Here is a 23,403-nt window from a genome sequence, read left to right on the forward strand (position 1 = left end):
CCCCTCCTCCCGGGGGCGGGGCCTGATCCGTGCGCGGTGCGGGGCTCAGGCGCCGCGTCGGCGGCGGGCGATCTCCGCGAGGGCCACCGCGGCCGCGACACCGGCGTTCAGCGACTCGACCGCGCCGACCATCGGGATCCGCACCGTCACATCGCAGCGCTGCTCCACCAGCCGGGACAGACCCCGGCCCTCGGAGCCGACCACCAGGACCAGCGGGTCGGTGGCCATGGCGAGCTCGTCCAGGCTCAGTGCGGCGTCGGCGGCCAGCCCCACCAGGAACAGGCCCGCCTCGGCGTAGGCGGTCAGGGTGCGGGTCAGGTTGGTGGCCCGGGCGACGGGCAGCCGCGCCGCGGCCCCGGCCGACGTCTTCCAGGCGGACGCGGTCATCCCGGCGGCGCGCCGCTCGGGCAGCAGGACACCGTCCGCGCCGAAGGCCGCCGCCGAGCGCACGACCGCACCGAGGTTGCGCGGGTCGGTCACCCCGTCCAACGCGACCACCAGGCCAGCCGCGGTGGAGCCGGAACGCGCCGATCCGCCCGCACCGGGCCGGACCCGCTCGAGCAGGTCATCGGGATGGGCGTAGCGGTAGGGCGGCACCGCGAGCACCAGCCCCTGATGCGGGGCGGTGCCACACAACCGGTCAAGATCGGGCCGCGCGGAGTCGACGACGGAGATGCCGCGGCGCGTCGCCAGCCGGCGGGCCTCGTCGAGACGCTCGTCGAAATCCAGGCCCGCGGCGACGAACAGCGTCGTGGCCGGAACCCCGGCGCGCAGCGCCTCCACGACGGCGTTGCGACCGACCACGAGTTCGTCGTCCTCACCGCCGCGCCGCCCGCGCGCACCCGCACCCCGCGGGCCCTCGCCATCGCGTGGGGCGGGCCGATCACGATCGGTCGCCGCCTTCGCCGCCGAGGCGGCCCGGCGCTGGGCCGGATGGCCGGGCCGCAGGTGCGCGGGCGGGGTCGCGCCCCGCCCCTCCAACGCCCGCCGACCCTGCCCGCCGCTGCCACCCGCCGCTCCCTTGCGGTGCGAACCGGCCTTACCGGCCCGCCCGCCCTGCCCGCCACGGGCGATCCCGCCGCCGCCGCGACGCCCACCGCCGGCCATTCAGCACCACCCCGGGGTGAACGCACCGAACGAGGACATTCCCGGATGTGAGCCGCTTGCGGACGAGTGCGATCCGCTCCTGGGCGATCCGGCGACGGACGATCCGGTCTCGGGTGATCCGGATACGGGTGATCCCGACACGGATGCCCCGCGCGGACGTGAGACGACCATGTGCCCACGGTATCTGGCGTGACGCACGGTATCCGGTGCCCGGCGGAGAATCCCGCGACACGGACCGGCCCGACCTCGCCGGGCCGTCCTTCACCGGACGCCGGGCCCGGCCGGCGACACCGGCTGTGGGCCGCTGCCGGGGACCCCCGGCTGGGGGGCAGGCCGGACCCGGGCCAGCGACCTACCCGGAGATTGCCGTTCTCGACGACATCGCGCCCTATCCTGATGCGGCGGTCCCCGCCGGGGGTCGTCGGCATCAGACCCTTACGCTCATCCAAGCTCGCGCGCCGACGAAGGAGAACACGCCGGACAGTGGCCTGCCGGTAGCGGTCTCGGTCATCGACGCACCTCGGTGAACCTGGGAAGATACGTCCCCATGATTGCGTGATGACCGGCGTGATCCGATCGACCAGTCCGCAGCGTGCGAACGGCCCCCGACAATGGCCGTATCGCCGGAGCAGCACGCGGGCCTCGTCGGTACCGCGGGCCACCGTGGCGAGTTCTGACGACCGGACCAGCAGGGGCAGGAGGCACCAGCACATGGCTCTGCGCACACCGCCCGTATTCGGGCGTCACCTCCCGGCGGCGTGACGGTGGACCTGAACCCGCACGACGACGCCCCGACGGTGGCCTACCAGTTCGCCGGCGCCGGCGCCTTCGACCCGGAGGACGACCTGCGCCGCTGCCCGGTCTGCGCCGCGCCCGTCTACGCCGACGACCGCTACTGCGAGGTCTGCGGGCACGCGTTGGAGGGGCCCGACCCGGCCCATGGCGATGCCGACCACGCCGAGGTCGACCTCGGTGAACTGGCCGGCGTCTGCGACCGTGGCGTGCGCCATTCCACGAACGAGGACGCGATGGGCCTCGCCGTGGTCTACGGCACACTGATCGCGGTGGTCTGCGACGGGGTCTCGACGACCCCCGGCTCCGGTCAGGCCTCCGCGGCGGCGGCGGCCACCGCGATGGCCGTCCTGGCCGACGCGGTACGCGCGCACGGGCCGGGGCATCCGGTCCACCACGACTCGCTGCCGCCCAGGGCTTCGGGCGGCCGAGCCGACGACATGCTCGACATCCTCGAGCCGGACTACCCGACCTACGACGAGCCACGCACCGCCCCGCGGGCGGTCGTCGGCGGCTTCTCCCCCGAGGACGCCGAAGCCGTCCTGCACACCGCGGTCCACGCGGCTCAGGACACGATCGCTCAGCTCAGCGCGGCCGAGGGCCGGATGGCGCCGTCCTGCACGTTCGCCGCGGCCATCGTCACCCCGCCGACGCCCGACGGGCCGGGGATGGTCACCGTCGGCTGGGTCGGGGACAGCCGGGTCTACCTGCTCGGCCCGCGTTGGTGTGAGCGGCTCACCTCGGACGACACCTGGGCCGCCGAGGCCGCCCGGGCCGGTCTCATCCCAGCCAGCGAGGCCGAGACGCACCGGCGGGCGCACACCCTGACCCGCTGGCTCGGCGGTGACGTGGAGGACGTCGCACCGCACACCGAGGTCTTCCCGATCGAGACGCCGGCCACCGTGCTGGTCTGCTCGGACGGGCTGTGGAACTACGCCTCCCGTCCCGACGTCATGGCCTCACTGGTCAATCAGCTGCCCGCGCACAGCACCGCGATCGAGGTCGGCCGGCACCTCATCGACTTCGCCATCGACGCCGGCGGTCACGACAACATCACCGCCGTCGTCGCCCGGGTGGATCACTGATGGCCGCCCCGTCGCGGGGGCGCCGAACGTGGCGGGGTCCGGTCCGCACCGGAGGCCGGTCGACCGCCCGGTTCGACCACTGCGACACTGTTCCTCGGCCCGTACGGCCGAGGTTGCCCCGGTCGCCCGGGGAGGCCGAGCCGCCGGCAAACGGGGGCACGCACCACCTCCTACGGAAGGCGGTTCACAACGACGAAGACACAACAGGTACGGTTCGGTGCAAGAAGAACGTTGAGAAGATCGATGAGATGATCATCGATGAAGTGGTCATCGATGAAGTGGTCATCGATGAGGTGTTCCTGGACCCACGGTCGACGAGGACCCTCCGGGTGAACCGGTGATCAGGTGATGGCGCTGGGCTTGCGCGGGCGCCTGTCTCACTACCCGACTACTGCGATCGGTGCGGAATTGGGATCATGACTGGTCAGGAGAGGTACGAATACCGTCCGGACGACGGCGGTCGGTCTCCCTACGGAGTCGACGAGCCGGGCGGGGGCCGTCGGCGCGGCACGGCAGTGCCGGACGGTCCCGACTCCGCGGGGGACGGGGGCTACGACCCGCTGGGCATCCGACGTTCACCAGCCGATCTGGCCGGTGTGGCGGACCCGCCCCGCGGCGGCGACCCCTATGACGGCGGCTACGACCGGAACGGCTACACCGACCAGCCTCGCGGCGGCCGGGGCTACCAGGCCGACGCCTACGACGCGCCCGGCGGCTATGACCGTGACCCGTATGCCCGGCAGCGGGACGACCGGTCCAGCCCCGACGACCGTTCCGGCGCGGACGGCCGTGGCGGACGTGACGGCTACGACCGCGGTGGCTACCCCGGTCAGGCCGACCGTGGCTACGCCGAGCCGGCCGACCCGTACGGCCGCGGCGCCGACCCGCGCGCCGATCGCGGCGGCTACGCCGACCCGGCCGACCCCTATGGCCGCGGTGGCTATCCGCCGGGCCGGGAGACACCCGAGGAACGCGCGGCCGGTGGCTACGGCGACCGCGGCGGCTACGGCCGCGGCGGCGACGACCGCAGTGAGCCTGGCGGTGGCTATCCGCCGCCGGCTCGCGACGACCGTGGCTACGGCGAACCGGCGGGGCGCGGTGGCTATGGCGAGCCGGCCGATCCTTACGGTCGGGGCGTCGACCCTCGGGCCGATCCCCGGGCCGACCCACGTGGTGGTCGCGGCTACGGGGATGAACTCGACCCCGACGCCCACCGCCGTGCCCGGCGCGACGACGGCTACGGCTACCCGGCCGACCCGCTCTCCGCGGAGCAGCCGGGAGTCGGCGCCGACCGCGGCTTCCAGCAGGCACGTGGCGGCGATCCGCGGCGCACCACCGACCCGCGCTACGCCCGTCAGGGTGGCGGCGATCCCCGTGGCGGCGATCCCGAGCTGTCCGACCCCCGGGGAGCCGGTCGACGCGACCCGAGGGACGTGCGCGACCCCCGGGACGCGGAGGACCCCCGGGCCGCCGCCGGCTGGGACGACGAACGTCCCGGTGCGGCCGCGAGCGTGGGCGTCTGGGAGGCGATCGTCGAGGCCGAACGGGAGTACTACGACAGCGGTGACGACCACCGTGTGCCGTTCCCGACCTTCTACCCGCGTCGGGTCTTCGCCCTGGCCGGGGCGAAGATGCTGATCGGTCGGCGCAGCGAGTCCCGCGGCATCCACCCGGACATCGACCTGTCCGGTGCGCCGGAGGACCCGGGCATCTCCCGCAGCCACGCGCTGTTCGAGCAGCTGCCCGACGGCGGCTACGCCGTGCGCGACCCCGGTTCGACCAACGGCACCCGACTCAACGACGAGCCGGACCCGATCGAACCCGGTCACACGGTTCCGCTACGCGATGGTGACCGGGTCTACCTCGGCGCCTGGACGCGCATCACCCTGCGCGCCCGTTAGGCCCCGCCCGCCCTGGCCACGCGGTGCCCGACCCGACCACCTCCGGTCGGCTGGGCACCGCGTGGCAGAGGTGCTGGCAGGAGTACGTCCGCTGGCAGGAGTACGTCCGCTGGCAGGAGTACGTCCGCTGGCGGAAGTACACGCCGCTGACGCCCATGGCTGATGCCCGCCGATGACACCCCCGTGGCGGCGCCCAGCATGTTCGCCCCGCCGGTCAGGCGAGATGCCAGCGCTGACCTTCCGGCGTGTCCTCGACGATGAGACCGGCGGCGGCGAGCCGAGCGCGGATCGAATCGGCCTCGGCGTAGTCCCGCCGAGCCCGGGCCGCCGAGCGCAGGTCCAACACGATCTGCATGACCCCGTCAAGGGCCGGGCGTAGTTCGGCGCCGGCCGTCGGCCACTGATCGTGCGGGTCGAGACCGAACACGGCGAGCATCCGACGGGTCACCTGCACCCAGGTGGCCAGTGCCCGGCTGTGCGCCTTCGACAGCACCTGGTTGCCCTGGGCCACCGCACCGAACAGGGCGGCCAGCGCCCGACCGACGGCCAGATCGTCGTCAAGGGCGGCCGTGAAGTCCGCCCAGGCCCCGGCCGCACCAGCACCGTGCGAGCCCCCGCCGCCGGTCGCGGAGCGCGGCCGGTCATCGGCCGCCAACGCCGCCGCCTCGCCCGGACCACCCAGGATGTCCAGCGCGTTGCGGACGAACGTCTCCACCCGGTCATGGGCGGCCGTCGACTCGGCGAGCGCCTCCGGGCTGTACTCCAGCGTCGAGCGGTAGTGCGCCGACAGCAGGTGGTAACGCAGCACCTGCGGCCGCACCACCTCCAGCGCGTCGGCGACCAGCACCGAGTTGCCCAGCGACTTCGACATCTTGGTGCCACCGGTGGTGAGCAGACCCACATGCATCCAGTAGCGGGCCATCTCGCCCGGCTGACCGGCCCCCGCCGCGGCGCACAGCGTCTGGGCGCGTTCGTTCTCATGGTGCGGGAAGACCAGGTCAAGCCCGCCACCGTGGATGTCGAACGTCGACCCGAGGTACTTGCCGGCCATCGCCGAGCACTCCAGGTGCCAGCCGGGGCGGCCGTCCCCCCAGGGGGAGGACCAGAACGGCTCGCCCGGCCGGGCGGCCTTCCACAGCGCGAAGTCCCGCGGGTCGGCCTTGCCCGGCTCCGCCTCGGCGGAGGGCAGCATCGACTCCGGCCGCTGGTGGGACAGCGCCCCGTAGTCAGCGAAGCGCCCCACCCGGAACCACACCGAGCCCGCGCCCGGGTAGGCGTAGCCGGCGTCCACCAGTGACGCGATGAGCGCGATCATCTCGGGCAGATGTCCGGTCGCCCGCGGCTGGATGGTCGGCGGCGCGATGCCCACCGTCCGGTACGCCTCGTCGAAGGCGCGGGTCTGCCGGGTGGCGAGCTCCCAGACGGACGTGCCATCCCGCCCGGCATTGATGATGATCTTGTCGTCGATGTCGGTGACGTTCTGCACGAGCGTCACGTCCTGACCGGACTGCTCCAGCCAGCGACGCAGAAGATCGAACGGCAGCGCCGTGCGCAGGTGCCCGACATGCGGCGCCGACTGCACGGTGGGCCCACACACGTAGACGCCCACGTGGCCGGGGCGTAGCGGCTCAAACGGCCGCACACGCCGCGTACGTGTGTCGTAGAGGTGGAGACCCATCTGTCAAGGGTACGGCGCGAGCCGGCCGGCTGGGCGGTCAGGCCATGCCGGGACGGTGTCAGCCGACTGTCAGTACTCGATCCGCCACGACCCGGATGACCACGCGGATCTCCTCCGGGTCGTCCCAGCGGTAGATGTCGCCGGTGTACTTCAGCGACAGCCGGTCGATCAGCTCCCGGCCGCCCTCCTCCGCCAGCGTCGCGGTACCGCGCACCTCGACATAGCTGTACGGATCGATCTGGTCGAGGAACATCAGGCTCACCCGAGGGTCGCGGGCGATGTCGCGCTCCTTCGCCCGCCCACGGGCGGTGGAAAGCAGCAGGTCATCCTCGTCACGATCTACCCAGAGCACAGTCATCCGGGGCGAGCCGTCGGCCTGAACCGTGGCCAGGACGACGTAGGTTCGTGCGTCGGCCAACGCCCGGACCGGCTCGGGAAGTCGGTCTGCCATGAGACTCCTCGGGAGCGGCCAGTGACAACTCAGCCTTTCACTCCGTTCTGCACACGTTACCGTCCGATGCCGGATCGGCATACCCCCTCCGCCCACCCAGGCGGGTGGAGGGATGGACGACGGGATCAGGCGCGGACGACGAGTGCGGTGGCGATCGCGGCGAGGCCCTCACCGCGCCCGGTGAGCCCCAGACCGTCGGTGGTGGTGGCCGACAGGCTCACCGACGCGCCCAGCGCCGCCTCCATCGCCGCCTGTGCCTCCAGCCGACGCGCGGCCATCCGCGGCCGGTTGCCGATGACCTGCACCGACACGTTCCCGATCACCCAGCCGGCCTCGGCCAGCAGCCGGGCGGTCTCCCCCAGCAGCACCGCGCCGGACGCCCCTGCGTACTCCGGCCGATCGGTGCCGAACACCTTGCCGAGATCACCCAGTCCGGATGCCGTCAGCAGGGCGTCGCAGGACGCGTGCGCCGCGACGTCACCGTCCGAGTGCCCGGCGAGCCCGGTCTCCCCGGGCCAGCGCAGGCAGGCGACCCAGCATGCTCGTCCCGCCTCGAAGGGGTGGACGTCCACCCCGACGCCGACCCGGGGCAGCACCGTCGTCGTGACCGTGCCCGGCGCCGGTGCCGGACGGCCGGCCTCGATGCCGGCTCCGGCTCCTGCCCCGGAGCCGGAGCCGGAGGTGGGAGATGTGTCGGCGCTCATCCAGGCCTCCGCGCGTCGGTGGTCCCGCAGACCTCGGCCTCGCCCCGGCCGTCCGCCGCCGTGGCCCCACGGGCCAGCAGCGCCTCGGCCAGGATCAGGTCGGCGGGCTGGGTCACCTTGAACGCCTCGTGCGCGCCGGGCACCGTCGTCACCGGCACCCCGAGCGCCTCGACCAGACCGGCGTCGTCCGTCACCGGAACGTCGCGCAGGGCGTAGGCCGCGGCCAGCACGTCACGTCGGAATCCCTGGGGGGTCTGCACCGCCCGCAGACCGTCTCTCGGCGGGGTACGGATCACCCGCCCGTCCGGCCCGACCTCCTTGATGGTGTCCGCGACGGCGAGCACCGGGATGACCGCCGGATGGCCGGCGATCACCGCCGCGGCCACCGCGTCCACCAGCGCGGGCGGGGTCAGCGGCCGGGCCGCGTCATGGACCAGGACCACCGAGATGTCCTCATCGATCGCGCTCAGCGCGCGACGGACAGAATCGACTCGTTCGGCGCCGCCGGCGATGACCCGCACGTCCCGTCCGAGTAGTTGTGCGACCACTTCGACCAGGGTCGGTGGGGCCGCGACAACGATCTGGGTCACCAGCTCCGAACGGCGCAGTGCCTCGACCGAGCGCACCAGCATGGGCCGGCCGCCCAGCGACCGCAGTGCCTTGGGGGTGCCCCCGCCAAGACGTTCCCCGCGCCCGGCCGCCGGCACGATCGCCGCGACCCGAGCTCCCCTGCCGCGCGGTTGGGGACTCTCGCCCATCACCAGAACCTCCCGTGTGCCGTCCACCCACGAGAGCATCGCCCATCGCCGCGACCGGATGCGAACCGGGCGACCGCGGGGCGCGGTACACACGTGACTGGACGGTCCTCAACCGCTCACCACCGCACCACTGGCAGCGCCGACAGCCATCGCCAGCGGTACCACTGGTACCGCCTGCGCGGTGGTGTCGGCTGTGCGGCGACGCCGCCCGGCCACCGAGCCGACTGTGCGGCGTCGCGACCTGGCCAGCGGATGTGCCGTCGACGCGAGGGGCTGCTGTAGCGGCCTCGCGTGCCACGCCCGGCGACGAACCCGGCCAGACCGGGCATCTCTGCACCCGACCCACCGGATCCGACAGCCGGAAGATGAGATTATCTGGCGATACCCGGGCCGATCAGTACTGACTGACCGGAGCCGGATTGCACCATGCCTGCATCGGCAGATTCGCCGATCAGCCGGCAAGAACCTCGTCGAGAACTGCCTCGGCCTTGTCCTCGTTAGTGCCTTCGGCGAGCGCGAGCTCACTCACCAGAATTTGCCGGGCCTTGCTCAACATCCGCTTCTCGCCTGCGGAAAGGCCGCGTTCACGGTCACGCCGCCACAGGTCGCGAACGACCTCGGCGACCTTGTTCACGTCACCCGAAGCTAGCTTCTCGAGATTCGCCTTGTAACGCCGGGACCAGTTTGTGGGCTCCTCGGTGTGCGGTGCACGGAGCACCTCGAACACCCGTTCCAGCCCGTCCTGCCCGACGACGTCGCGCACCCCGACCATGCCGACATTGTCGGCAGGAACCCGGACCGTCAGATCGCCCTGAGCGACCTTCAGCACGAGATAGAGTCTTTCCTCGCCCTTGATGACGCGGGTTTCAATCGCGTCAATCAGAGCAGCACCATGATGCGGGTAAACAACGGTCTCGCCGACTTGGAACGCCATGTGTCACGTGCCCCTTCCGCCTCTACCAGCGTAACACGCACGCATCGCCGCAGGTCAGACGCGCGCGGCCAGGGCAACGTCAGCAAGACCATCCGTCGCGGCCACGACCTCGTCTTCCAGCAACGTTCGCCGCGACGACCTCAGCCGACCTCAGATCCGCGCCGGCTCCACACCAGACCCACATCCACGGACGCACCCATCCACATCCCCACAGCCAACTGCTCTACCAGGTAAAACGGGACGTAGCTCGGGCGCGCTCACCGCGCGTGGCGGTCAGGCAGACCGTAGCGCGCACAACCGTCGACCACCCGTCGACACGACGAGGACCCTCCGGTCCACCAACAGCCACGATGTCGTCAACCGTGTCCGCTCGACCGAACCGGAGTCGGATCCGGCGCACGAGATCCCGTGACCGCGCCGCACCGTCGTCGCCGCGCCGTCCGGGAGAGCCATCCGGGCCCCGCGGGGTCACCCGGAGTGTCCTCAAGTCACACAAAGTCGCCTCAAGTCCGCCCAGGAACGCCTTGAGACGCCCTGGGACACCCCGGAGCACCCCGGATCGCCCAGGTGAGGCGGGGGTGACCGGGTGAGACTGGCCACGTCGCCGACCGGCCCATGATGGCCGGTCGCGCCGGTCAGGGCAGTGCTCCGAACCATGCTGACCCCGGGCCGGCACCCGAACCGGGCCGGACCGGGTCGCAACCCCTGCGCGGCCTGGGCACGTCCGGGTTCGAGGTGGCTAGTGTTAGCCCCGCACCCGGGCCCCAACCGGTCGACGGCCGATCATCAATGGTGATCGGGCCGGCGGCGGCTGGGCCCTCGTGCCCCGGGGCGACCCGGCTGTCCGGTTCCGACGGGCCGGCACCGACGCCGTCCTCGGGTCGGCCGTCCCGCGACGGCCGTCGACCAGCACCGGCGTCGCCAGGCGTCGGTCTTTGCATGAGGAGCCACCGAGCTGTGAGCCGCCGTCCGGGTGCCCGTATCTCGTCAGTCATCGCCGCCGACGGCGCGCCGGCCCCACGCGCCAGCGCCGACGGGCGCGGCACGTTCCGTGGCCGGATGGCCTCCCGTCGGGTGGGGGTCGCGCTGTTCGCCTCGGTCCTCGGCGCGGCCAGCCTGACCAGTTGTGCCGCCGGCACCGACGCGCTGACCAACTACGCGCGTACGACCACCAACAGCACGTCCGGCGCTGTCGGCGGCATCTCGCTGCGCAACGTCTACCTCGCCGGCCCCGCCGACCAGGGGGGTTCCGCACCGATCGTCTCGGCGTTCTTCAACGCGAGCGATGCCTCCGACACCCTCGTCTCGGTCTCGTCTCCGGCCGCAGGCTCCGGCCGGGTGTCCACACCGGCCGAGATCCCGGCCGGCGGTGGCCGGGTCTTCATCGCGGACGGCTCCGCGCCGAGCCTCGCCGGCTTCACCCGCAACCTGCTGATCGGCTCCCAGCTGCCGATCACCTTCACCTTCGCCAAGGCCGGCAGCATCACCCTGGACGTCCCGGTCGAGCCCGCCGCGCCGGGCGCCGGCACCGAGGGCGAGTCCGCCGCCGGCGGCGAGACCACCGCCACCCCGACGTCGCCCGCCCCGGCCGAGTCCGCCGCCCCGGGTGCCCCCGCCGGTTCCGCCGCACCGTCCGCGGCCGCCGGTGGATCGTCCTCCTCGACCGGCGGCGACAGCGGCCAGACCGCCACCCCGGCCCCCACCCGTACGGCCGGCTGACCGACCCGTTCAGCTGGTCGACGCTCGACCGGCCGCCGATCCGTTCGGCCGGTCGAGCTCCCGTGGACGACGTGATCTGGCCGTGATCTGGCGACGCCGGAATCCCTGGCGTCCAGCGCCACATACCGACAGTCGCTCTTTTCGGCACAGATCAGACAGTCGAAAGACGCCGGGGCCCGCATCCTTCACCGCGCCCCGGCACGACAGCGCGAGCCCGCGAGTCCGCCGCCGTGCGATCATCGGGCGCGATCGGGTCAGGGTGCGGACGTGGACGCCGCGCCGGGCGGACGACCGAGGAGTCGTCGGCGAGCTGGGCGTGGCGTGGCGTGGGCGTCGAACTGTCGGACCCGGCGGCTAACGTGGCGACCATGACTTCCAGTCGGGCCTCCGGTGTGTCTCGCCCGTCGGCACGGGCGGCCTCAGGTGGGTTCCGGTGCAGCGGCTGCGGGGCGGAGTCCGTGCGCTGGGCTGGCCGATGCGTCCGTTGCCACGAGTGGGGGACGTTGGAGGCCCAGACACCGGCGCCTCGGCGCGGGTCGCCCCTCGGCGGTGGGCGGGGTGGCGGGCTCGGCAGCGCGGCCGCGGCCGCCAGCGAGGTGACGGCTCCGGCTCAGTCGGTGATCGATGTCGATGTCACGGCGGCCCAGCGTCGGCCGACGGGCGTTGACGAGCTTGACCGGGTGCTTGGCGGGGGGCTGGTCCCTGGCGCGGTGATCCTGCTGGCCGGCGAGCCCGGGATCGGCAAATCGACGCTGCTGCTGGAGGTGGCGGCGCGCAGCGCGGCGGGTGGGTCCCGGGCGTTGATCGTCACCGGGGAGGAGTCGGCCGCTCAGGTGCGGCTTCGGGCGGGGCGCACGGGCGCGCTGCACGAGGATCTCTGGATCGCCGCGGAAACCGATCTCGGCGCGCTGCTGCGCCACGTCGAGCAGGTCTGCCCCGCGCTGCTGGTGGTCGACTCGGTGCAGACGATCTCGGCCGCGGGAGTCGAGGGGGCGGCGGGTGGGGTCACCCAGGTGCGTGAGGTGGCGGCCGTGCTGATCCGCACGGCGAAGGCACTCGGCCTCGCGACGGTGCTCGTCGGGCACGTCACCAAGGACGGCACCGTCGCCGGGCCGCGCCTGCTCGAACATCTGGTGGACGTCGTCCTGCACTTCGAGGGTGAGCGCCATTCGATGCTGCGTCTCGTGCGTGCCGGCAAGAACCGGTATGGCCCGGCCGACGAGATCGGCTGCTTCGAGATGGACGACGCCGGTATCCACGGCATCGCCGACCCCAGCGGCCTGTTTCTGTCCCGCTCTGGCACCGGGGGCGTCGGCGCCGCGGTGCCGGGGACCTGCGTGACGGTGACGATGGAGGGGCGTCGTCCCCTCGTCGCCGAGGTCCAGGCTCTGGTGGCAGACTCGGCCGCGCAGGTTCCCCGGCGGGCCGTGTCCGGGCTTGATCCGGCCCGGGTGGCGATGATCCTCGCCGTCGTCGAGCGCCGGGGCGGCATCCGTCTCGGTCGCAGTGACGTCTACACCGCCACCGTCGGTGGGGTGCGTCTGGCCGAGCCCGCGGCCGATCTCGCGACGGCGCTGGCGGTCGTGAGCGCCATGCGGGATCGGCCGCTACCCGCCGATCTGATCACCATCGGTGAGGTCGGGCTCGCCGGTGAGGTCCGCGCGGTGGGTGGAGTCCCCCGTAGGCTCGCGGCCGCGGCCCGACTGGGCTTTCGCCGGGCGCTGGTGCCCACCGGCTCCCTGGCGTCCGGCTCCGGCGCCGGGCTCGTCACCGGCGGCGAGGGCCACGACCCGGGCGGGGCTCAGGGGCGGGCCGGCGCGACCAGGGGTGACAGCGCCCAGGCCAGAGCGCTGCGGGCGGTCGGCGAGGGCGACCGGGCCCCGCGGGCGAACCACACGGGGGCTACCAGTACGGAGAAGACCTTCGAGGGCATGACCGTCACCGAGGTGCCTGATCTGGTCGCCGCGATTACACATATGTACAAAACATAAGAATCACGGATGTCGATTTCGTGGCCTTTCATTACCTTATGATTGCGGACCTCCCGCGGCGATCGCCCCGATAGCATCACGGCAGAGGCGGAGACAGTGGGGGAACCGAGGAGCTGAGTGAGCCTGATGGCACGACCACCCGGAGACGACATCTTCCGGGCGACACTGGCCGCGGTCGCCCCCGGAACCCCCTTCCGCGACGGCTTGGAGCGCATCCTGCGCGGCCACACCGGCGCCCTGATCGTGCTCGGTCACGACAAGGTCGTCGAAGGCCTGTGCACCGGCGGATTCGAGCTCGACGTCGAGTTCTCGGCCACCCGGCTGCGGGAACTGGCAAAGATGGACGGCGCGATCGTGCTGTCATCCGACCTGCAGCGCATCGTGCGGGCCGCGGTCCACCTCGTGCCGGACCCGACGGTCCCCACCGAGGAGTCGGGCACGAGGCACCGCACGGCCGAGCGGGTCGCCAAGCAGACCGGGTACCCGATCATCTCCGTCAGCCAGTCCATGCACATCATCGCCCTGTATGTCGCCGGGCGGCGCTACGCGCTGGACGGTTCGGCCGCGATCCTGTCCCGGGCGAACCAGGCCCTGGCCACCCTCGAACGCTACAAACTGCGCCTCGACGAGGTGGCCGGCACCCTTTCCGCGCTCGAGATCGAGGATCTCGTCACCGTTCGCGATGCCATCTCGGTCAGCCAGCGCCTGGAAATGGTCCGCCGTATCGCCGACGAGATCGAGGGCTACGTCGTCGAACTCGGCACCGACGGCCGGTTGCTGTCCCTGCAGCTCGAAGAACTGATGGCAGGCGTCGAGACCGAACGGGAGCTCACCGTTCGCGACTACCTGCCCGCCGGCTCCCGCGCCGGGTCGGCCACCCAGGTACTCAACGAACTGTCGGCGATGTCCCCCACCGACCTGCTCGACCTCACCGTGCTCGCCCGGGTGATCGGTTTCTCCGGCGGGGCGGACATCCTCGATCGCCAGATCAGCCCGCGCGGCTACCGGATGCTGGCGAAGGTCCCGCGGCTGCCCCGGCTCGTCGTCGACCGCCTCGTCGACCACTTCGGCACCCTGCAGAAGCTGCTCGCCGCCGGCGTCGACGACCTGCAGACCGTCGACGGCATCGGTGAGGCACGCGCCCGAGCGGTACGCGAAGGGCTGTCCCGCCTCGCCGAGTCCAGCATCCTCGAACGCTACGTCTAGGGGCCCGCGCCCCACGACCCGTCCCGCCCCCCGTTTCGCCCCACGACCCGATCCGTCCCCTCCCATGGCCGACCCGATCCCCGACCGACCCCGACCCCGACCGAGCGGGTATGGCCCGATGCTGCCGGGATGGCACGATGGGCGGGATGGCACGATGGCCGGGATGACCACGACCAGCGGTTCCCCGGGACCCGTCGCAGCCGTGCCCCCCCTCGCATCCGGGCCACCCGTCGCGTCGACGGCGTTCGGCGAGCTGGTGCTCGACTGGTTCGTCGGGGCCGCGCGTGACCTGCCCTGGCGTCGGCCGGGCACGACACCCTGGGCGGTGCTGGTCAGCGAGGTGATGCTGCAGCAGACGCCGGTCAACCGGGTCCTGCCCGTCTGGGAGGCCTGGCTCGCGCGCTGGCCGACGCCCGCGGCCCTCGCCGCTGAGCCGTCCGGTGAGGCCGTGCGGGCCTGGGGGCGGCTCGGCTACCCACGGCGGGCGCTGCGGCTGCATCAGAGCGCCACGGCGGTCGTGGAGCGCCATGGCGGCGAGATCCCAGCCGACCTCGACGCCCTGCTCGCCCTGCCGGGCATCGGTACCTACACAGCCCGGGCGGTCGCGGCCTTCGCCTTCCGGCAGCGGCAACCTGTCGTCGACGTCAACGTCCGTCGGGTGTACGCCCGGGCGGTCGAGGGGCGCGCCGACCCGCCGGCCACCGTCAGCCGCGCCGATCTGGCCGGCGTCGCCGACCTGCTCCCCGCCGATCCCGAGACCGCCGCCCGGACCAGTGCGGCGCTGATGGAACTCGGCGCGCTGCTCTGCGTGGCCCGCGCTCCGCGCTGCGCGGCCTGCCCGCTGCTGGAGCGGTGCGCGTGGGTGCGAGCGGGCAGCCCGCCGGGTTCGGGCCCGGCCCGGCGGCCACAGGGCTACGCCGGCACCGACCGGCAGGTCCGCGGCCGGCTGCTCGCCGTCCTGCGGGACGCCGACCATCCCATCCACCAGGAACTGCTCGACCAGGTCTGGGACGAGCCGGTCCAGCGTGGCCGGGCGCTGGCCGGGCTCCTCGGTGACGGTCTGGTCGTCCAGGTCGCCCCGGGTGTCTACGCCCTCCCAGTCTGACCGGCCCTCCCGGGCTGGACGGTCCTCCCGGGCTGGACGGTCCTCCGAGACCGGACCGCCCCCTCCCGGGCTGGACGGTCCTCCGAGGTGACGACCTACCTGTCGATCAGGACACCTGGGCACGTCCGGACAGATGTCGTCCGGTGGCACCAGGGGTGGTGAGCTAGCCGGGGGCGGCGCGGAAGCGGTAGCCGACGCCGCGGATGCTCTCGATGATGGTCGGTTCGCCCGCGGCCTCACCCAGCCGGCGACGCAGGCGGCGGACGTGGACGGCGAGCGTGTTCGTCTCGGTGTGGGCGGAGCCCCAGACCTCACGCAGGAGGGTCTCGCGGGGCACCACCCGGCCGGCCTGCTCCAGCAGCAGGGCGAGCAGGCGGAACTCCCGGGGTGGAACCGAGACGAGGGTTCCGTCCAGGCGCACCTCATGGGCGGCGCGGTCGAGCAGGACCGGACCACCGCGCAGCACCTCGGTGCCGTTGGAGCGCGCCGTCTGTGTGCCGGAACGGTCCGGGCGCAGGCCGCCGACCATCGCGAGGACCTCGGTGACCCGGTAGGGCTTACCGACGCAGGCGCTCGCCCCGGCGTCCAGGCCGGCGGCGGCCGCGGGGCGGTCGTCGGGGCCGACGGCGAGCAGGATCGGGAGGTCGTCGTGGCCGGCGACGCTACGGACGGTGCGTACCACGGTCACACCGTCCACTACCGGTAGGCGGGCGCTGATCAGGAGGGCATCGGGCTGGTGAAGGCCGATCTCCAGCAGCGCCAGGGCTCCGTCGGTGACGAGGTTGACCTCCACACCGCCACCGACGATGGCCGCGAGCATGTCCTGTTCGACTTCGGAGTCGGCGATGAGCAGGACCGGCGCGGGCTGTTTTCGTTCCAGCCCGACCGGCCGCTGCCCACGGCTCGACGCATGATCAGCTGCGGTCGGATCGCGCTCCCCCGCCGGCCAGCGGTCACCCGCTGGCCCGCGCTCCGCCGCCGACAGGCCGGAGCCTGTCCACGTCGGAACCATCGTGGCGTCCTGTCCGGTGATTTCGCTGGTGGTCAGCCGAACCGTCCGGACACGTAGTCCTCGGTCCGCTTCTCCGTCGGGTTGGTGAAGATCTTCGAGGTCTTGTCGAACTCGACGAGGCGACCGGGATCGCCGGTCTTCTCCAGGGAGAAGAAGGCGGTCGAGTCGCTGACCCGGGACGCCTGCTGCATGTTGTGGGTGACGATGACGATGGTGAAGCTGGACTTCAGCTTGTTGATGAGGTCCTCGATCGCCAGGGTCGAGATCGGGTCGAGCGCCGAGCAGGGCTCGTCCATCAGCAGCACCTGCGGTTCGACGGCGATCGCCCGGGCGATGCACAGCCGCTGCTGCTGACCACCGGAGAGGCCGGCACCGGGGCGGTTCAGACGGTCCTTGACCTCGTCCCAGAGGTTGGCGCCGCGCAGCGACTCCTCGACCCGCTCGTCCAGCAGGGCCTTCTTGCGGATCCCGTTGAGCTTCAGGCCGGCGATGACGTTCTCGTAGATGGACATCGTCGGGAACGGGTTCGGCCGCTGGAAGACCATACCGACGGTCCGACGGACGTTCACCGGGTCCATCCCGGCGCCGTAGAGGTCCTCACCATCGAGCAGCACGCTGCCCTCGACGCGGGCCCCCGGCAGCACCTCGTGCATCCGGTTCAGGGTGCGCAGCACCGTGGACTTCCCGCATCCGGACGGTCCGATGAATGCGGTGACGTGCTTCGGCTCGATGGTCAGGTTGACGTCGGATACGGCCTTGAACTTGCCGTAGTACGCCGTCAGCCCGGTTACCTCGATGCGGGTGGCCATGACAACCTCGACTCACGATCTGGCTGGACGCTGGGAACTGGCTGGACGCGGGGAGTGACTGGACGCTGGGAGTGACTGGGTGGTGCACGTCGGAGCGGGCCGGCGGCGGCTTCGGCGTCAGTGGCGGTACGCACCGCCGGCCCGGGTCGGGGTCACTTCAACCGGTTGCGTCCGGCGAACAGCCGGGCGATGAGGTTGAGCACCATGATGATGATGATCAGAACGAGCGCGGCAGCCCAGGCGCGGTCGATCGCGAACTGCTGGGGCTGGCCGGCCTGCGAGTAGATGTACAGGGGCAGCGAACTCTGCTCACCGGAGAACGGGTTCGCGTTGATGAGGTTCGTTCCGAAGACGGTAAGCAGCACGGGTGCCGTCTCGCCGGACACTCGGGCGACGGCGAGCATGACACCGGTCACGATGCCGGGCAGGGCGGTCGGGACGACGACCCGCAGGATGGTTCGCCACTTGGGCACACCGAGCGCGTAGCCGGCCTCACGCAACTCGTTCGGGACGAGTTTGAGCATCTCCTCGGCGGAACGCACCACCGTCGGGATCATCAGAACGACCAGGGCCAGTGAACCGGCGAAACCGGAGAAGCCCTGGCCGAGCGCCAGAATCCAGAACGCCAGGACGAACAGACCGGCGATGATCGAGGGCAGGCCGGTGAGGACGTCCACGAAGAAGCTGATCGTCCGGCTGATCCGACCGCGACCGTACTCCACCAGGTAGATCGCGACCAGCAGACCGAACGGCACCGCGATGGCGCTGGCGATCAGCACCTGCTCGACCGTTCCGATGATCGCGTGGTAGATGCCACCACCGGAGTCGCGGGCACCGATGCCGTTCATCGAATGGGTCAGGAAGGAGATGTCGAGCCGGCTCGCACCCTTGCTGATCACGCTGGCGAGCACCGCGACCAGCGGAATCAGCGCGAGCAGGAAGGTGCCGTAGACCAGGGTGGTCGCGAACCGGTCACGGGCCCGGCGGCGGCCCTCCACCCTGGTGGAGATCGCGGTCATCGCCACCACGAAGATCAGGGCGGCCATCAGCACGATCTGGATCTCGCTGTCCATCGGCGTCAGCAGATAGATCAGCAGGGCGACGACCAGCGAGCCGGCGGCGACCACCGGCGGCACGAAGCGGGGCAGGGTCTCGCCGCGCAGGTTCAGCCGGTCCTCGCCGGGGTTGGCGGGCCCGGGAACGGTGGGCTCGGGAACGGTCGCGGTGCTCATGCGGAGCTCCCGGAGAAGTCACGGCGACGCGCCACGATGGCCCGCGCGATGATGTTGACGATCATCGTGACGACGAACAGCACCAGACCGGACGCGATCAGTGCGCCACGTCCGATGTCGTTGGCCTCGCCCCAGCCGTTCGCGACGTTGGCCGCGATGGTGTTCCCGGCCGGCTCCAGCCAGTTCCAGGAGATCTTGAACGAGGCGGGCAGGACCAGCGCGACGGCGATCGTCTCGCCCATCGCCCGGCCAAGCCCCAGCATCGACGCGCTGATCACACCGGGCTTGCCGTACGGCAGCACCGCCGTGCGGATCATCTCCCAGCGGGTGGCGCCCAGCGCCAGGGCCGCCTCCCGGTGCGCGGTGGGCACCTGGAGGAACACCTCACGCGACAGTGCCGCGACGATCGGCAGAATCATGATCGCGAGCACGACACCGGCGACGAAGAACGAACGGCCCACCGAGTCGGCGCTGAACAGCGGAATCCAGCCGAGGTAGTCGCTGAGCCAGAGCTGGATGCCCTTCATGTGCGGGGCGAGCACGAGCAGGCCCCACAGGCCGTAGACGACGCTGGGCACCGCGGCCAGCAGGTCGACGATGTAGCCCAGCGGCGAGGAGAGCCGTCGCGGCGCGTAGACGGTGATGAACAACGCGATCCCGACGGCCACCGGCACCGCGATGATCATCGCGATGGCGGCGGTGACGATCGTGCCGAACAGCAGCGCGGCCACACCGAACTTCGGCGGGTCCTGGTTGGGGAACCACTCCTGCGTGCTGAGGAAGTTCCCGTCGTTCTCGCCGAGTGCGTGCGTCGCCCGCAGCACCAGGAACAGCGCGATCGCGACAATCAGGGCGAGCAGTCCGAGGCCGGCGGCCCGGGTGAGGTTCTTGAAGGCCACGTCCGCCTTGCCGACCGCGGCCTTGCCGGTGGTCGTGGGCGCGGGCCGGGTGAACGCGGCCGGATCGTGATCAGGCTGGTCCGACCCGGTGCTGGTGGGCCCGCTCGCGGGGGCCCCGACCGGGTCGTCTGTCGGCGGGACCGTCGCCGAAGCGGCCCCCCGCTGCTCGGCGGACTGCGCCGAGCTGTCCGGCTCCGTCGTCATGGTCCTCTCCTAGATACGCCGACGAACCCGCGGTGGGGCGCGATGTCCCCACCGCGGGTTCGACCGGGCCGGTCAGGTGGTGCGGTGGTGCGGTGGTTCAGGCGGTGCGGTGGTTCAGGCGAGCTTCGCGATGACCGCGCGGACCTTGCTGGCGACGGCGTCGGGCAGCGGCGCGTAGCCGAGGTCACCGATCGACTTCTGGGCCGCGTCCGAGGCGGTGTAGGTCAGGAAGGACTTGACCAGCGCGGCCTCCTCGGCCGGCAGGCCGGAGGTGCAGGCGATCTCGTAGGTCACCAGGTACACGGGGTAGGCACCCTTGGTGGCGGTCGTGTAGTCGAAGGTCAGCTTGAGGTCGTCGCCATCCGCGATCTTGGCGGTGCCAAGGCCCAGGGAGGCGCCCTCGGTGCTCGGCGCGACGTACTCGCCGGCGGCGTTCTTGACCTTGACCGTGGACAGGCCGGCGTTCTCCGCGTAGGAGAGCTCCGCGTAGCCGATCGAGTTCTCGGTCGACTTCACCGTGGAGGTGACGCCGTCCGAGCCCTTGGCACCCTGGCCGCCCGGGGCCTTCCAGTCGGAGCCGGAGTCGAACGTCCAGGCGCTGCCGCCCGCGCCCTTGAGGAACTTGGTGAAGTTGTCCGTCGTGCCGGAGCCGTCGGAACGGTGCACCGTGGCGATCGTGGCGGACGGCAGCGAGGCGCCGCTGTTCTCCGCCTTGATGGCCGCGTCATCCCACTTGGTGATCTTGCCGGAGAAGATCCCGGCCAGCGTCTCGGCGGACAGCTGCAGGTCCTTCACACCGGACAGGTTGTACATCAGCGAGACCGGGCCGACAGCCATCGGCAGGTCGACCGCGGTGCCGGGCGCGCAGCGCTTGTCGGCATCGGTCTTCTGCTGGTCCTTGAGCGCCGAGTCGGAGCCGGCGAAGGTGACCTGCTTGGAGATGAACTGCTGACGACCGGTCGAGGAGCCGGTCGACTGGTAGTTGATCGTCGCGCCGGAGCAGGCGTCCTGGTACGCCTTCACCCACTCGTCGACGGCGTTCTTCTGCGCGGAGGAGCCCGACCCGGTGATCGAGCCCTTGGCGCAGGCGATCGCGCTGGCGCTCGCCGACGCCTCGGTGGTGCCACCCGCGTCGTTGTTGTCGTCAGTTCCACACGCTGCCACGGTGAGCAGCGCGACCATCGCGGCCCCGACCGCGGCCTGACGCTTGCCTAGCTTCACAAGCAACCCTTCGTCCCAACGCCGAGCCCGGCGCCGAATGTCGTCCGCCCCCCGGACCGGGGTGCCGGCGAGAATCGAAGCGATTCGGGATGAACGAAAGATGAACAGGCGCATACGCCAACCAGTCACCAACCAGAACACATCCATGTCGGAGGATTTGCGACCCGTTGACCCCTCGAAACCCCTCCTACTTACGACGGCGTGTGTCGACAATATTGCGAAAAGTGATCCCAACTGGAGATCAACCCGCACGACCAGGCATGGCCGGCTCGCTGACGAGATGGCCACGGTGTCCGCCGAGTGGCTCCGAGAAGAGCGCATGAACAGCGGAACGTCCTAAATGTGGCATTTCGGAATCGACGAAGGTCATCGAGACGGTCGCACCGGATGTTCCGACAGCGGCGAATGTTCATCCACGTGCCACCTGCCCTGGCCTGACCTACTGCGCCCGGCCACACAGTGGGATGCAGCCGGCGAAGCGGCCAAGCCACGCGCGCCGCTACGCAGATGATCAGGATGTTCGGCCACGGTTACCCGACGTCCGATCCGTCCCCAGATCTCCCGTAGCCAGCACAGCTCTCCCGTGATTTGCTGTCAAGCAACATCGAGGTTGCTGACAGTATCGCAGGGATATCCAGCGGTTCGACCCGCCGGATCACCCCCCGGCCAGGATCGCCAGGAGTATCCCGTCGACCACGCAAGGACCACCATCGCGGGGTCGACCGCACCACCCGCACCACCCTCGTCACCCGCGTCACCCGCGTCACCTGTCGTCCCACCCCGCGCCGCCCCTGCCCACTCGATCGACGCACCGGAGGACAGCCCGAAGATGAACACTCTCGACAGCGACGATCTGCTGCCCGAGCCCCGCCCAGGCTTCGGGGGACGCCCCCCGACGCTCGCCGAGGTGGTCACCGTCGACGACGGGCCGGCCGTGCGGCACGAGCTGACCCTCGCGCCCGGTGCCACCGCCGCCGACCTGACGACCGCGATGATCCTGGTCCCGCCGGCCGCGAGCCTGATCAGCCATCACGGCGACGTCGACGTCTCGCTGGTCTTTCGCGAGCCGCCCCGCAGCTCGCCGGAGGAGCCGACGCCGCGGTGAGGACGCCGCCGGCGCCCGACCAGCGCGGCGCCGGACCGTCCCGGCGCGGAACTGTCGGGCCCAGGCAATATCGTGGACGGGTGGCTGTACTCACCCCCCGGGCAACCGACTTTCCGCGCTGGTACCAGGATGTGCTCGCCAAGGCCGAACTGGCCGAGAACGGCCCCGTCCGCGGCACGCAGGTGATCCGACCGTACGGCTACGCCCTGTGGGAACGGATGCAGGCCGAGGTCGACGCCCGGATCAAGGCCGCCGGTGCCCAGAACGCCTATTTCCCGCTGTTCATCCCGGAGAGCTATCTGCGCCGGGAGGCCGAGCACGTCGAGGGCTTCAGCCCCGAGCTCGCGGTCGTCACCATCGGTGGCGGCAAGGAGCTCGAGGAACCTGTCGTCGTGCGGCCCACCAGCGAGACCGTCATCGGCGAGTATCTGGCCAAGTGGACCCAGAGCTATCGCGACCTGCCGTTGTTGCTCAATCAGTGGGCCAATGTGGTGCGCTGGGAGCTGAGGCCGCGGCTGTTCCTGCGCAGCAGCGAGTTCCTCTGGCAGGAAGGGCACACCGCGCACGCCGACGAGGCCGACGCGGCCGCCTACGCCCGGCGGATCGCGCAGGAGGTCTACCGCGACTTCCTGACCAACGTGCTCGCGATCCCGGTGCTCGTCGGGGTCAAGACCCGCCGTGAGCGGTTCGCCGGCGCGACGAACACCATGACCTGCGAAGGCATGATGGGCGACGGCAAGGCGCTGCAGATGGCCACCAGCCACGAGCTCGGTCAGAACTTCGCGCGCGCCTTCGACATCGACTACCTCGGTGCCGACGGCGCCCGCCACCTGGCCTGGACGACCTCCTGGGGCTGCTCCACCCGCATGGTCGGCGGCCTGATCATGGCGCATGGTGATGACGGTGGCCTGCGCGTCCCGCCGCGGCTGGCACCCACCCAGGTCATCGTCCTGCCCGTGCGCGACGACGAGGCGGTGGTGGCCGCCGCCCGGGAGCTCGTCTCGTCGCTGACCGACGCCGGCCTGCGCGTGCGGCTCGACGCCCGGCCGGGCCTGTCCTTCGGTCGGCGGGTCACCGACGCCGAGATCAAGGGCATGCCCGTCCGGGTCGAGGTCGGTCCGCGTGACCTCGCCGCCGGCACCGTCACCGTCGTGCGCCGAGACACCTCGGTGAAGACCCCCGTCCCGCTCGCCGAGGTCGCCACTCGCGTGTCGGCCGCGCTTGACGAGGTCCAGGCCGGCCTGTACGCCGAGGCCGTGGCGCTGCGCGAGCAGCGCACCGCGGATGTGACCACCATCGCCGACGCCGCCGCGGCGGCGGCCACCGGCTTCGCCCGCATTCCCTGGTCCGCCGTGGGCGAGGAGGGCGAGGCACGCCTCGCCGAGGACGCGCTCACCGTTCGCTGCCTGCAGACCGCCGACGGCGAGATCCCCGCTCCCGGCACCCCCGCCGACGAGCTCGTCGCCCTGATCGCCCGCTCCTACTGATCC

At 71.6% G+C, this 23,403-nt stretch carries 20 protein-coding genes; 9 read left to right on the top strand and 11 right to left on the bottom strand.

Features of this window, described 5'->3' with window-relative positions; translation table 11 throughout:
- Positions 1–45 precede the first annotated feature (45 nt).
- Entirely contained in the window at positions 46–1,107 is a 1,062-nt protein-coding gene (rlmB, locus tag MXD59_RS00510) for a 23S rRNA (guanosine(2251)-2'-O)-methyltransferase RlmB (protein WP_248822977.1), read from the bottom strand.
- A gap of 758 nt (positions 1,108–1,865) precedes the next feature.
- Between rlmB and MXD59_RS00515 the strand changes: the two genes are divergently transcribed.
- From MXD59_RS00515 to MXD59_RS00525, 3 genes are all read left to right on the top strand, one after another.
- Positions 1,866–2,984 carry a PP2C family protein-serine/threonine phosphatase gene (locus MXD59_RS00515; RefSeq protein ID WP_163549065.1) on the top strand — a complete coding sequence of 373 codons (1,119 nt, stop codon included), beginning with the start codon at positions 1,866–1,868 and terminating at the stop codon, positions 2,982–2,984.
- Positions 2,984–3,325, top strand: coding sequence for a hypothetical protein (locus tag MXD59_RS00520; RefSeq protein WP_504858068.1), 342 nt, complete (start codon positions 2,984–2,986; stop codon positions 3,323–3,325). Before MXD59_RS00515 ends, MXD59_RS00520 begins: the two co-directional genes overlap by 1 nt.
- A 75-nt stretch (positions 3,326–3,400) precedes the next feature.
- Positions 3,401–4,885, top strand: coding sequence for an FHA domain-containing protein (locus MXD59_RS00525; protein WP_248822978.1), 1,485 nt, complete (start codon positions 3,401–3,403; stop codon positions 4,883–4,885).
- A 214-nt stretch (positions 4,886–5,099) separates the two neighbouring features.
- Here MXD59_RS00525 and cysS read toward each other — a convergent pair whose 3' ends face one another.
- The 5 genes from cysS to MXD59_RS00550 all read right to left on the bottom strand — a co-directional run bounded on the left by cysS (position 5,100) and on the right by MXD59_RS00550 (position 9,410).
- Entirely contained in the window at positions 5,100–6,563 is a 1,464-nt protein-coding gene (cysS, locus tag MXD59_RS00530; protein WP_248822979.1) for a cysteine--tRNA ligase, read from the bottom strand.
- A gap of 58 nt (positions 6,564–6,621) precedes the next feature.
- On the bottom strand, positions 6,622–7,014 hold the full coding sequence (locus tag MXD59_RS00535) for a PPOX class F420-dependent oxidoreductase (protein ID WP_163549061.1): 393 nt from the start codon (positions 7,012–7,014) through the stop codon (positions 6,622–6,624).
- A 125-nt stretch (positions 7,015–7,139) separates the two neighbouring features.
- Complete coding sequence (gene ispF, locus MXD59_RS00540; protein ID WP_248822980.1) at positions 7,140–7,718, bottom strand: 2-C-methyl-D-erythritol 2,4-cyclodiphosphate synthase; 579 nt, start codon at positions 7,716–7,718, stop codon at positions 7,140–7,142.
- The gene (gene ispD, locus MXD59_RS00545; RefSeq protein ID WP_248823218.1) at positions 7,715–8,476 is read right to left on the bottom strand and encodes a 2-C-methyl-D-erythritol 4-phosphate cytidylyltransferase; all 762 of its coding nucleotides are present in this window, start codon (positions 8,474–8,476) and stop codon (positions 7,715–7,717) included. Before ispD ends, ispF begins: the two co-directional genes overlap by 4 nt.
- 451 nt (positions 8,477–8,927) lie before the next feature.
- Positions 8,928–9,410 (bottom strand): CarD family transcriptional regulator, encoded by a 483-nt coding sequence (locus tag MXD59_RS00550; protein WP_163549059.1) that lies wholly within the window; start codon positions 9,408–9,410, stop codon positions 8,928–8,930.
- Positions 9,411–10,367: 957 nt separating this feature from the next.
- Between MXD59_RS00550 and MXD59_RS00555 the strand changes: the two genes are divergently transcribed.
- From MXD59_RS00555 to MXD59_RS00570, 4 genes are all read left to right on the top strand, one after another.
- On the top strand, positions 10,368–11,129 hold the full coding sequence (locus tag MXD59_RS00555; protein ID WP_248822981.1) for a copper chaperone PCu(A)C domain-containing protein: 762 nt from the start codon (positions 10,368–10,370) through the stop codon (positions 11,127–11,129).
- Positions 11,130–11,497: 368 nt separating this feature from the next.
- A complete protein-coding gene (gene radA, locus MXD59_RS00560; RefSeq protein ID WP_248822982.1) occupies positions 11,498–13,120 on the top strand; it encodes a DNA repair protein RadA in 1,623 nt (540 codons plus the stop codon).
- Between the two features lie 126 nt (positions 13,121–13,246).
- Positions 13,247–14,326, top strand: a complete 1,080-nt coding sequence (gene disA, locus MXD59_RS00565; RefSeq protein WP_163549067.1) for a DNA integrity scanning diadenylate cyclase DisA — start codon at positions 13,247–13,249, stop codon at positions 14,324–14,326.
- 154 nt (positions 14,327–14,480) lie between these two features.
- The gene (locus MXD59_RS00570) at positions 14,481–15,431 is read left to right on the top strand and encodes an HhH-GPD family protein (RefSeq protein ID WP_248822983.1); all 951 of its coding nucleotides are present in this window, start codon (positions 14,481–14,483) and stop codon (positions 15,429–15,431) included.
- A gap of 163 nt (positions 15,432–15,594) precedes the next feature.
- Here MXD59_RS00570 and MXD59_RS00575 read toward each other — a convergent pair whose 3' ends face one another.
- The 5 genes from MXD59_RS00575 to pstS all read right to left on the bottom strand — a co-directional run bounded on the left by MXD59_RS00575 (position 15,595) and on the right by pstS (position 20,808).
- Positions 15,595–16,443 (bottom strand): response regulator transcription factor, encoded by an 849-nt coding sequence (locus MXD59_RS00575; RefSeq protein WP_248822984.1) that lies wholly within the window; start codon positions 16,441–16,443, stop codon positions 15,595–15,597.
- A gap of 32 nt (positions 16,444–16,475) precedes the next feature.
- Complete coding sequence (pstB, locus tag MXD59_RS00580) at positions 16,476–17,252, bottom strand: phosphate ABC transporter ATP-binding protein PstB (protein ID WP_163549208.1); 777 nt, start codon at positions 17,250–17,252, stop codon at positions 16,476–16,478.
- 152 nt (positions 17,253–17,404) lie between these two features.
- The gene (pstA, locus tag MXD59_RS00585) at positions 17,405–18,484 is read right to left on the bottom strand and encodes a phosphate ABC transporter permease PstA (protein WP_248822985.1); all 1,080 of its coding nucleotides are present in this window, start codon (positions 18,482–18,484) and stop codon (positions 17,405–17,407) included.
- Complete coding sequence (gene pstC / locus MXD59_RS00590; protein ID WP_248811509.1) at positions 18,481–19,587, bottom strand: phosphate ABC transporter permease subunit PstC; 1,107 nt, start codon at positions 19,585–19,587, stop codon at positions 18,481–18,483. The genes pstA and pstC overlap by 4 nt, the downstream gene beginning before the upstream one ends.
- Positions 19,588–19,701: 114 nt before the next feature.
- Positions 19,702–20,808, bottom strand: coding sequence for a phosphate ABC transporter substrate-binding protein PstS (gene pstS, locus MXD59_RS00595; protein WP_248822986.1), 1,107 nt, complete (start codon positions 20,806–20,808; stop codon positions 19,702–19,704).
- An 829-nt stretch (positions 20,809–21,637) separates the two neighbouring features.
- Here pstS and MXD59_RS00600 point away from each other — a divergent pair.
- Positions 21,638–21,913 (top strand): hypothetical protein, encoded by a 276-nt coding sequence (locus MXD59_RS00600; protein WP_248822987.1) that lies wholly within the window; start codon positions 21,638–21,640, stop codon positions 21,911–21,913.
- Positions 21,914–21,993: 80 nt separating this feature from the next.
- Positions 21,994–23,400: a proline--tRNA ligase gene (gene proS, locus MXD59_RS00605; RefSeq protein WP_248822988.1), complete on the top strand. Its 1,407-nt coding sequence runs from the start codon at positions 21,994–21,996 to the stop codon at positions 23,398–23,400.
- Positions 23,401–23,403 lie beyond the last annotated feature (3 nt).

It is taken from the genome of Frankia umida, assembly GCF_023242945.1.
GTDB classification, from domain to species: Bacteria; Actinomycetota; Actinomycetes; order Frankiales; family Frankiaceae; genus Frankia; species Frankia umida.